Origin of the sequence: Streptomyces lydicus, assembly GCF_000717345.1 — a bacterium.
Taxonomy (GTDB): Bacteria; Actinomycetota; Actinomycetes; order Streptomycetales; family Streptomycetaceae; genus Streptomyces; species Streptomyces lydicus.
In genome coordinates this window covers 93857-103416 of record NZ_JNZA01000032.1, presented here as the reverse complement: position 1 = coordinate 103416, position 9560 = coordinate 93857, and the positions used below count along the sequence as shown (strand labels likewise).

10 protein-coding genes and 1 pseudogene are annotated in these 9560 nt (G+C 74.2%); 7 read left to right on the top strand and 4 right to left on the bottom strand.

The genetic code is table 11. The annotated features are described in order from the left end of the window. Together OO62_RS27175 and OO62_RS27170 are read left to right on the top strand one after the other, a co-directional pair. A partial coding sequence (locus tag OO62_RS27175) for a MarR family winged helix-turn-helix transcriptional regulator (RefSeq protein ID WP_346009367.1) occupies positions 1 to 593 on the top strand: 593 nt, incomplete at its 5' end. Between the two features lie 62 nt (positions 594 to 655). Beyond that, positions 656 to 1063: a TOBE domain-containing protein gene (locus OO62_RS27170; protein WP_033270217.1), complete on the top strand. Its 408-nt coding sequence runs from the start codon at positions 656 to 658 to the stop codon at positions 1061 to 1063. Between the two features lie 42 nt (positions 1064 to 1105). On the opposite strand, the pseudogene OO62_RS27165 reads toward OO62_RS27170, so the two are convergent. Continuing rightward, positions 1106 to 1267, bottom strand: a pseudogene (locus OO62_RS27165) (helix-turn-helix domain-containing protein); the annotation flags it as partial. A 180-nt stretch (positions 1268 to 1447) separates the two neighbouring features. Between OO62_RS27165 and OO62_RS27160 the strand changes: the two are divergent. Then, on the top strand, positions 1448 to 1966 hold the full coding sequence (locus OO62_RS27160) for a molybdopterin-dependent oxidoreductase (protein WP_033270215.1): 519 nt from the start codon (positions 1448 to 1450) through the stop codon (positions 1964 to 1966). A gap of 55 nt (positions 1967 to 2021) precedes the next feature. Here the strand turns inward: OO62_RS27160 and OO62_RS39120 are convergent, their stop codons facing one another. Next, complete coding sequence (locus tag OO62_RS39120; protein ID WP_106974904.1) at positions 2022 to 2162, bottom strand: TOBE domain-containing protein; 141 nt, start codon at positions 2160 to 2162, stop codon at positions 2022 to 2024. A 213-nt stretch (positions 2163 to 2375) separates the two neighbouring features. Here OO62_RS39120 and OO62_RS27155 point away from each other — a divergent pair, with 213 nt between their 5' ends. From OO62_RS27155 to OO62_RS27145, 3 genes are all read left to right on the top strand, one after another. Further along, positions 2376 to 2771, top strand: coding sequence for a TOBE domain-containing protein (locus OO62_RS27155; protein ID WP_033270214.1), 396 nt, complete (start codon positions 2376 to 2378; stop codon positions 2769 to 2771). Positions 2772 to 2972: 201 nt separating this feature from the next. Continuing rightward, a complete protein-coding gene (modA, locus tag OO62_RS27150) occupies positions 2973 to 3770 on the top strand; it encodes a molybdate ABC transporter substrate-binding protein (protein WP_033270213.1) in 798 nt (265 codons plus the stop codon). A 102-nt stretch (positions 3771 to 3872) separates the two neighbouring features. Continuing rightward, positions 3873 to 5873, top strand: a complete 2001-nt coding sequence (locus OO62_RS27145; RefSeq protein ID WP_033270212.1) for an ABC transporter permease — start codon at positions 3873 to 3875, stop codon at positions 5871 to 5873. A gap of 30 nt (positions 5874 to 5903) precedes the next feature. On the opposite strand, the gene OO62_RS27140 is transcribed toward OO62_RS27145, so the two are convergent. Next, a complete protein-coding gene (locus OO62_RS27140) occupies positions 5904 to 6353 on the bottom strand; it encodes a nitroreductase family deazaflavin-dependent oxidoreductase (protein ID WP_033270211.1) in 450 nt (149 codons plus the stop codon). 190 nt (positions 6354 to 6543) lie between these two features. Between OO62_RS27140 and OO62_RS27135 the strand changes: the two genes are divergently transcribed. After that, a complete protein-coding gene (locus tag OO62_RS27135) occupies positions 6544 to 8025 on the top strand; it encodes an APC family permease (protein WP_051733636.1) in 1482 nt (493 codons plus the stop codon). A gap of 76 nt (positions 8026 to 8101) precedes the next feature. On the opposite strand, the gene OO62_RS27130 is transcribed toward OO62_RS27135, so the two are convergent. Beyond that, entirely contained in the window at positions 8102 to 9556 is a 1455-nt protein-coding gene (locus OO62_RS27130) for a SulP family inorganic anion transporter (RefSeq protein WP_033270210.1), read from the bottom strand. Positions 9557 to 9560: the final 4 nt, after the last annotated feature.

Here is a 9560-nt window from a genome sequence, read left to right as displayed (position 1 = left end):
GCCGGACACCCCGGCCCGCCCCCGCCCGCACCCCCGCCACCGCCCGCGCTGAACCCGAGGAGCACCTGATGGCGCCGTCCGACACCACGACCGGGCACCCGCCGGAACCGGCGCCCGAACGGCCCGGGCCGGCCGAGCTGTGCGACGGGTCCGCGGCCGCCGGTTCCGCCGACCCCGCCGAGCTGGCCGGGCGGCTGCGCGCGGTGATCCAGCACCTGCTGCCCGTGCTCCGCGGCCACAGCACCCACCGCGAGCTGACCCCCAGCCGCACGGCCGCCCTCGCGATGCTGGACGCCCACGGGCCACTGCGGGTCAGCGAACTCGCCGCACGGATGAACATCGCGCTGTCCACCACCTCCCGCATGGTGGACCTGCTCGACGACCGCGGCTGGATCGCCCGCCGCACCGACCCCGTGGACCAGCGCGCCAGCCTGATCAGCCTCAACTACGCCGGCCGGGCGCTGCTGCGCGCCGTACGCCGGGAGACCACCGGCCTGCTCGCCGAACGGATCGGCCGGCTGCCCCCCGACCGGCAGCACCTGCTGCACGCGGCGCTCCCCGCCCTGGAAGAGCTCGTCGACGACGCCGGCTGACGGCACGTCATGCGGGCGCCCCGCCGTCCCGTCCGCCCCCGTCGCTGCCCTAGAGTGCGGGGGTGCCGACGTACAGCATTGGTCAGGCAGCTGGGCTGCTGGGAGTGAGTACGGAGACCGTTCGCCGGTGGGCCGACGGCGGGCAGCTGCGGATGGACCGGGACGGTGCGGGCAACCGCGTGCTCGACGGGGTGAGCCTGGCGGCGTTCGCCAAGGAGCGCGGCGCCGGGCTGCATCCGGTGCCCGGCGAGGTGCAGACGTCCGTGCGGAACTCGTTCGCGGGGATCGTCACCAGGGTGCTGCTGGACGACGTGATCGCCCAGGTCGAGATCCAGTCCGGGCCGCACCGGCTGGTGTCGGTGGTCAGCCGGGAGGCGGTCGAGGAGCTGGGCCTGGCGGTCGGGGTGACCGCGACGGCCCGGGTGAAGTCCACCAACGTACACATCGACCGGGCGGACGGCCGGAGCTGACGGGGCCGGGCCGGGTGCCCGGCCCGGCGACACGGGCACCGCTCAGCGGCACAGCAGCGCGGCGTGCAGATCGAGTGTGCCGTCGAGCCGGGACAGGTCGCGGCCGGTGAGCGTCTCGATCCGCTGGATGCGGTAGTGGACCGTGTTCACGTGCAGAGGGAGCGCCTCGGCGGTACGCGCCCAGGAACCGTGCTGCGCGAGGAAGCGGGGGGCAGCGGCGCCCATGGCCTGATTTCCCTGTGGATCTGCCGCCCTGATGGCCCCTTTTGTCTCACACCAGCGAGGCGAAAGCGGCTATCGGGGTGGCATCCGTGGTTCAGCGGCGTGCCGGTCGGGCATCACAGGGAGGCAGCCGCAGCGCGGAGCGCCTCAAGGGGGTCTCGAATGAGCCGTCTCAGCCCGACGTCCCGCACCACCGCCGTACGCCCGGCACCCGAGGGCGTCGAACGGGCCGGGCCCGGGCGCCTGGTGATCCGCGGTCAGGTCCGCCGCCCGCTCACGCTGACCGTCGCGGAACTGCGGCAGCGGTGGGCGCAGCGGCGCGCCGCGGTGGTCTTCGGCTGCGCGAAGAACGGTCCGCAGCACCACACCTTCGAGGGCCCGCTGCTGCGGGAGGTCCTCGACGCGGCCGAGCCGGCCTTCGACGCCCGTCGGCGCAAGGACCGCTCCCGCTACGTCCTGACGGTGGCCGGCGGGGACGGGCACCACACGGTGCTGTCCTGGGCGGAGATCGACGCCGACTTCGGCGACGCGCCGATCCTGCTGGCCACGGCCATGGACGGGCGCGGCCTGGAGGCGGCGGGCAGTCAGCTGGTGGTGCCCTCCGACCGCTGCGGGGCGCGCTACATCAGCGCGGTCACCGGCATCTGGCTCGGCACCTGCGCCCCGCCCGGGCCCGTATAGCCCCGCCCAGGCCCGTATAGGGGTGGCGCGCCGGCCTCCGGGGTCCGGTCGTCGCTCAGCCGGCCGCGAGCGCGATCTCGGTCGACTTGATCAGTGCGGTGACCTCGGAGCCGGGCATCAGGCCCAGGTCCTCGACCGCGCCGGCCGTCACCGCCGGCGCGGCGCCGGACATCTGATTGCGCATGCTCGGGCTCATCGGAAATACCTCGCAGAATGCCGGGGAAAGGGGAATTCGCCGTGCGATGCCGGGATTTCCGTACGGGGACCGGCGCTCTCCCCACCCTGCTCGCCGCCTTTGTCGCACGCGTCAGGAAATCCTTCGTCCTTTCCTCCAATGCCCCTGGCATCTGCCATAGAGCTTCGCCTTATGGATTGCAAATGCCAGGTCAGGACGCATATCTTGTCGCACATGCAGTCCTATACGATCGGCCAGGCGGCGCGGCTGCTGGGCGTCAGCCCGGACACCGCCCGCCGCTGGGCGGACGCCGGCAAGGTCGCGACCCACCGCGACGACAGCGGCCGCCGCCTCATCGACGGCCGTGACCTCGCCGCCTTCTCCATCGAGGTGGCGCAGCACGGCACCGGCGAGGACGACGCCTCGTACACCTCCGCGCGCAACGCCTTCCCGGGCATCGTCACCGCCGTCACCCTCGGCGACGTCGCCGCCCAGGTCGAGATCCAGGCCGGTCCGCACCGCCTGGTGTCCCTGCTCACCAGGGAAGCGGTGGAGGAACTGGGGCTGGAGGTCGGCATGCAGGCCACCGCCCGCGTGAAGTCCACCAGCGTGCACATCGACCGCACCTGACACCCCGCGGGGCGTCCCGCCCCGCACCCGCCACAGCCGGACCGCCCCCACCGTCCCCACGTCGGCTGCTGCCTCAACCCAGCGGCGTCGCCCTTCCCCTGGCTCTCGAAACGTCCTCGAGCAGGGGAGGCCCCAACCGGCGCGGCTTTTCCCATCCGCTCGGACGACCCCGTCGTCCTGCGTCACAAGGAGTCCCGCCCCATGTCCCAGCTGGTCACCCCGCGCCGCGCCGCCGCCGCGCTCGTCACCGCCGCCCTCCTCGTCCCGCTCGCCGCCTGCGGCAACGGCGACAGCAAGAAGGACGAGGGCGCGGGGAAGTCCGCCGGCAGCGCCACGACGGAACTCACCGTGCTGGCCGCGTCCTCGCTGACCGACGTCTTCAAGAAGGCCGGTGCGGTCTACGAGAAGGAACACCAGGGCACCAAGGTGCACTTCTCCTTCGCCGGATCCCAGGAGCTGGCCGCCCAGGTGAAGCAGGGCGCCCCCGCCGACGCCCTGGTCACCGCCGACACCAAGACCATGGACGGGCTGAAGGCCGACGCCGGCACCCCGACCGTCATCGCCAAGAACCGCCTGGTCATCGCGACCGGCGAGGGCAATCCCAAGAAGATCTCCGGCCTGAAGGACCTCGCCGACAGCAAGCTCAAGGTCGTTCTCGCCGCCTCCGAGGTGCCCGTGGGCCGCTACGGCAAGCAGGTGCTGGACGCCCAGAAGATCAAGGTCAAGCCGGTCTCCCAGGAGCCCAACGTCCGCGCCGTGCTCAGCAAGGTCGAACTCGGTGAGGCCGACGCCGGACTCGTCTACCGGACCGACGCCGCCACCGCGCCCAAGAAGGTCGACGCCGTCGACATCCCGGACGCCCAGAACGCCGTCGCCTCCTACCCGGCCGCCACCCTGAAGACCTCCAAGAACGCCGCGGCCGCGGCCGCGTTCGTGAAGTGGCTGAGCACGCCCGAGGCGCAGAAGATCCTCCAGGGCGCGGGCTTCCAGAAGCCGTAACGGGGCAAGGCGCGCACGGGACTGCCCGGCTCGGGGGAGCGGACAGCCCCGTGCGCGCCGCCGTTACCCGGCCGACCCCGCCTCCCGATCCCAGGAACCCCGATGAGACGCCCCCGCATTCGCGCCACGGCCCCGGCAGTCGGGCCCCGGACGCCCGGGGCCCGCACCCCCGCCGCGCTCGCCGTCCCCGCGCTGCTCGCCGTCGGGTTCCTGCTGATGCCGCTCCTCGGCATCCTCGCCCGGACCGACTGGAGCCAGATCGGCACCCATCTGACCAGCCCGGACGTCACCCAGGCGCTCAGCCTCTCGATGCTGGTGTCCTGCTGGGCGCTGGGCCTGTCGCTGCTGCTCGGCGTACCGCTGGCCTGGCTGCTGGCCCGGGTGAGGTTCCCCGGCAAGGCGCTGGTCCGCTCCCTGGTGCTGCTGCCGATGGTGCTGCCGCCGACCGTCGGCGGCGTCGCGCTGCTGCTCGGCTTCGGCCGCCGGGGCCTGCTCGGCCCCTGGCTGGAGGACACCTTCGGCATCGTGCTGCCGTTCCACACCTCGGGTGCGGTGGTCGCCGCCACCTTCGTCGCCATGCCGTTCCTGGTCATCAGCCTGGAGGGCACCCTCGCCGGACTGCGTCCCCGCTACGAGGAGACCGCGGCCTCCCTCGGCGCCTCACCCCTGCGGGTCTTCTGCACCGTCACCCTCCCCATGGTCGCCCCCGGCCTCGCCGCCGGCGCCGCACTGACCTGGGCCCGCGCGCTCGGGGAGTTCGGCGCCACGATCACCTTCGCCGGCAATCTGCCCGGCACCACCCAGACCCTGCCGCTCCAGGTCTACCTGCTGCTTCAGGACTCCCCGGAGGCCGCCACCTCGGTCTCCCTGCTGCTGCTCGGCATCGCGATGACCGTGCTGATCTGCCTGCGCGGCCGTTGGACCGGCGCCGCAGCCGGCCGGTCGGGACGCGCCGCACCGGCCGCGGACGACACCGGCCCGGCGGCCCCGCCCGCCCCGGTCACCGAGGACCGCACCGAGCCCGCCCCGGCCACCGGACCGCCCGCCGCCGTCGTCCCGCACCAGGAACGCTGGCCGCTGCGCGCCGAGGTCACCGGCTTCAACCAGCTGACCCTGGACGCCGAACCGGGCACCACCCTCGCCGTCGTCGGCCCCAACGGCGCGGGGAAGACCACCCTGCTGCGCGCCCTGCTGGGGCTGACCCCGCGCTCCCGCGCCGTGCTGCGGCTCGGCGACACCGACGTCACCCCGCTGCCCCCGCACCGCCGCGGCGTCGCCTGGGTCCCGCAGGACGGTGCGCTCTTCCCGCATCTGACCGCCCTGGCCAACACCGCCTACGGGCTGCGCGCCCACGGCACGGCGCGGGCCGAGGCCCGCCGCACCGCTCAGCAGTGGCTCGACCGCCTCGGCGTCGGCCACCTCGCCCACCGCCGGCCCGCCCAGCTCTCCGGCGGACAGGCCCAACGCGTCGCGCTGGCCAGGGCGCTGGCCGCCCGCCCCCGGCTGCTGCTGCTGGACGAGCCGCTCGCCGCCCTCGACCAGACCACCCGCGCCCACGTCCGCCACACCCTGCGCGGGCATCTCGCGGACTTCGGCGGCGTCTGCCTGATCGTCACCCACGACCCGGTCGAGGCGGTCTCGCTCGCCGACCGGGTCCTCGTCCTCGACGGCGGACACCTCCTGCAGGACGCCCCGCCGGCCGAGGTCACCCGCCACCCCCGCTCACCCTGGGTGGCTCGGATGCTGGGCCGCAACGCCTGGCCGGGCACCGCCACCGACGACGGCCTAGCGCTCGACGGCGGGGGCCGGCTGGTCGTCGCCGACCTCCTCCCCGACGGCGGCCGGGCGCTGGCGGTCATCGCGCCCGAAGCGGTGTCCGTCCACCTCGACAAGCCGGCGGGTAGCCCGCGCAACGTCTGGCCCGGGACCGTACGGGAGATCACGTCGGCCGGCAGCCGGCTGCGGGTCCTGGTCACCTCGCCGGGCGCGCCGGATCTGGTGGCCGAAATCACCCCCTCGGCAGCCCTCGAACTCGGGCTCGCCGACGGGGTGCCGGTGTGGACCAGCGTCAAGGCCACCGAGGTGTCGCTCGTGACGCTGTGACCGGAGCGGGCGGCGTGAACCGGAGCGGCGTCAGTCGTGCGCGCCGGCCGCCGGTTCCAGGACGAACACCGGGATCACCCGCTCGGTCTTCTCCTGGTAGTCGGCGTAGTCGGGGAACGCCTCGACCGCCCGCGCCCACCACCGGGCCTTCTCCTCGCCGGTCACCTCACGCGCCGTCATGTCCTGGCGCACCGGGCCGTCCTGGAGCTCCACCCGGGGATCGGCGACGACGTTGTGGTACCAGACCGGGTGCTGCGGCGCGCCGCCCAGGGAAGCCACCGCGGCGTACTTCCCGTCGTGTTCCACCCGCATCAGGGGGCTCTTGCGGAGCTTGCCGGTCTTCGCGCCGCGCGTGGTGAGGACGATGACCGGCAGCCCGCGCATCGTCGTCCCTTCCGTGCCGCCGGAGCTCTCGTACCGTTCGACCTGCTCGCGCACCCACGGCGTCGGGCTCGGCTCGTACTCACCCTCTAGAGGCATGCGGTGTGTCCCCTCTGCAAGACGGCTGTGGTGTCGGCCCGGGCCTGACGAAGGCGCCGCGACCGCCCTGACCTTCGCTCAACAACCGCGGCGCACGCAATCATCCCGGCGCGGCCGTCGTGTCCCGCGCGCCTGCCGCGGCACCGTGCGCCCTTACCCACCGGTCCGTTCCGCGCCTACGGTCGCGCCCATGAGCACCCCGCGGCCCGCGCCTCCCACCGCTGCCCCGCCGTCCCCGGCCGGCCCCCGCAGCGGTCTCGCGCACCACGCCATCGGCACCGGTGAGCTGGTGTTCTTCGTCGTCGCGGCGGCCGCCCCGCTGACCGTGACGGCCGGCGCGGCGCCGGTGGCCATCGGCATGGCAGGACCGGCGGCGCCCCTGGGCTACCTGCTGTCCGGGGTGCTGCTGATCGTCTTCGCCGCGGGGTTCACCGCGATGAGCCGCTACGTGCGCAACGCCGGCGCCTTCTACGCGTACGTCGGACGGGGACTGGGCAGGGCGACCGGCGTCGGCGCGGCGTACGTCGCGCTGCTGTCGTACAACGCGATCGAGGTCGGTCTGCTGGCGGGGCTGGGCCGGTTCGCCGAGTCCGCCGTCGCGGAGCTGACCGGGCTTCCTCTCGCCTGGTGGGTCTGGGCGCTCGCCGGCCTCGTCGCCATCGGGGTCCTCGGCCTGCTGCGGGTCACCCTCAGCGCCCGGGTGCTCGGCGTCGCACTGGCGCTGGAGGTGCTGATCCTGCTGGTCTTCGAGGCCGCGGTGTACGCGCACGGCGGCGGGCCGGCCGGACCGCAGTTCGGGGCGCTGTCGCCCGGGCACCTCGGCGGCGCGGGCGTGGGCGGGATGTTCGTGCTCGCCGTCGGCGCGTTCGTCGGCTTCGAGGCCACCGCCCTCTACGCCGAGGAGGCGCGGCACCCGGAGCGCTCGGTGCCCCGCGCCACCTGCGTGGCCGTCGGCTTCCTCGCGGTCTTCTACACGTTCACGGTCTGGACGGTCGTCAACGCCTACGGGGCAGGGGCCGCGCAGGCGGTCGCCAACGGCCCCGGCGGCACCGACATGGTCTTCGCCGCCACCCGCCGCTTCGCCGGGGCCCGGGCCGCCGACGCCATGCAACTCCTCCTCGTCACCAGCGCCTTCGCCGCCACCCTCGCCTTCCACAACGGCGCCACCCGCTACTTCTACGCGCTCGGACGGGAACGCCTGCTGCCCCGCCGCCTCGGCACCGTCACCGCACGGACCCGGTCCCCGGCCGCCGCGGTCGTCCTGCAGTCGGCGCTCGCCCTCCTCGTCGTCCTCGCCACCGTCCTCACCGGCCAGGACCCGTACACGGTCACCTTTCTGTGGAGCAACGGCACCGGCATCGTCGGCATCATGCTGCTCCAGGCGCTCGCCGCCCTGGCCGTCGTCGGCTTCTTCCGCCGCGACCGCCGCGGTCTGCCCGCCTGGCGGGTGGTGGCCGCGCCGCTGGCCGCCTGCGCCGGTCTCGCCGTGCTGCTCGTGCTGGTCTGCCGGCACTTCGCCCTGCTGACGAACGCCCCGGCCGGCGTCAACCTGGCGCTGCTGGTGCCCCTGCCGCTCGTCTTCGCCCTCGGACTCGCCGTGGCGCTGCGCATCCGGCGCCGCGCTCCGGAGGCGTACGACCGGCTGACGACGGTGGACGCGGAACGCGGCTGAGGCGCCCGCGGTGCCGGGCCCGCCGGCCGGGCCGGCTGCCCGCACACCCGGTGGATGTGCGGGCAGGAAAGGGCCGTCAGGACACCAGCTCCACCGCCCGCCGGCTGCGGCGGTGCTGCTCGGCCCAGTTCGTCAGCGCCGTGCCGCAGGCGTGGTCCAGGTGCCGCAGCCCGCTCAGGTCGAGCTCCACGTCCCGGTCGGCGGGCAGCGCGTCGAGCTGGTCGAGGATCTTCGGCAACCGCAGGAAGGTGGCGTTGCCGACGGCGCGCACCAGCACCGGCGCGTCCGCGTCGTCCGGCGTACGGACCTCCAGGTGGACGTGCGAGGTCTCCCAGGCGGTCTTCGCCACGGCCATCAGGAGACCGATGAGCACACCCTCGAACATGTTGACCGTGACGATCGCGAGGGCGGTGACGAGCAGGACGACGGCCTCCCCGCGGTGTTCACGCCACAGGGGACGCAGCTCACGCAGCGGGATCAGTTTCCAGCCGGCGTGCACCAGGACACCCGCCAGCGCGGCGACCGGCACCACGCCCAGCGCGGCCGGGAACGCCGCGGCGAACACCAGCAGCCAGACGCCGTGCAGCACCCGCGACGCCTTGGTCCGTGCGCCCGCCTGGACGTTGGCGGCACTGCGTACGATCACCGCGGTCATCGGCAGCGCACCGAGCACACCGCAGACGGCGTTGCCCGCGCCCTGCGCGATCAGCTCCTTGTCGTAGTCGGTCTTCGGCCCGTCGTGCAGCCGGTCGACCGCGGCGGCGCTGAAGAGCGACTCGGCGGACGCGATCAGCGCGAACGCGACGACCGTGCCCAGCACCCCGACCTCGGTGAGCCGGCCCAGATCGGCGAGGCCGGGTGGCTGGATCGCGTCCAGCAGCCCGCTCACCCGGACCCGGGCGACCGGCAGTTCCAGTGCCCAGACCGCGGTGGTGGCGAGCGCCACCGCGGCCAGCGGCGCGGGCAGGACCCGCGCGGCGCGCCGCCAGCGGGGCCACAGCACCAGTACGGCGATGGTGCCGGTGCCGATGGCCAGGGCGGACAGCGCGGTCCCGGAGCCCAGGGTGTCGGTGACCAGCCTCGGCAGCGAGCCGAGGTTGGCGAGGCCGGTGCCCGGCGCCTTGGCGTCGGCGAGGGCGTAGAGCTGCCCGGCGATCAGCACCAGGCCGATGCCGGCCAGCATGCCCTGGACGACGGCGACCGAGATCGCCCGGAACCAGCGGCCCAACTTCAGTGCGCCCATGGCGAGTTGAAGTACGCCGGCGGCCAGCACCAGCGCGCCCAGCGCTCCGATGCCGTACTCCTTGACGGCCTCGAAGACCAGCACCGTCAGGCCCGCGGCCGGGCCGCTGACCTGCAGGCTGCTGCCGGGGAGCAGACCGGTGAGCAGTCCGCCCACGACACCGGTGACCAGCCCCAGTTCGGCCGGGACGCCGGAGGCGACGGCCACGCCCACGCACAGCGGGACGGCGACCAGGAACACGACGAGGGAGGCGGTGAAGTCCGCCCGGAAGGAGGTGAGTCGCTTCATGAGA

Excerpts from the sequence above, each read along its gene's own strand:
- OO62_RS27160 (WP_033270215.1), top strand. The coding sequence starts at position 1,448 with ATGAGCCGTCTCAGCCCGACGTCCCGCACCACCGCCGTACGCCCGGCA.
- OO62_RS27145 (WP_033270212.1), top strand. The coding sequence starts at position 3,873 with ATGAGACGCCCCCGCATTCGCGCCACGGCCCCGGCAGTCGGGCCCCGG.
- OO62_RS27130 (WP_033270210.1), bottom strand. The coding sequence starts at position 9,556 with ATGAAGCGACTCACCTCCTTCCGGGCGGACTTCACCGCCTCCCTCGTC.
- OO62_RS27155 (WP_033270214.1), top strand. The coding sequence starts at position 2,376 with ATGCAGTCCTATACGATCGGCCAGGCGGCGCGGCTGCTGGGCGTCAGC.
- modA (WP_033270213.1), top strand. The coding sequence starts at position 2,973 with ATGTCCCAGCTGGTCACCCCGCGCCGCGCCGCCGCCGCGCTCGTCACC.
- OO62_RS27135 (WP_051733636.1), top strand. The coding sequence starts at position 6,544 with ATGAGCACCCCGCGGCCCGCGCCTCCCACCGCTGCCCCGCCGTCCCCG.
- OO62_RS39120 (WP_106974904.1), bottom strand. The coding sequence starts at position 2,162 with ATGAGCCCGAGCATGCGCAATCAGATGTCCGGCGCCGCGCCGGCGGTG.
- OO62_RS27140 (WP_033270211.1), bottom strand. The coding sequence starts at position 6,353 with ATGCCTCTAGAGGGTGAGTACGAGCCGAGCCCGACGCCGTGGGTGCGC.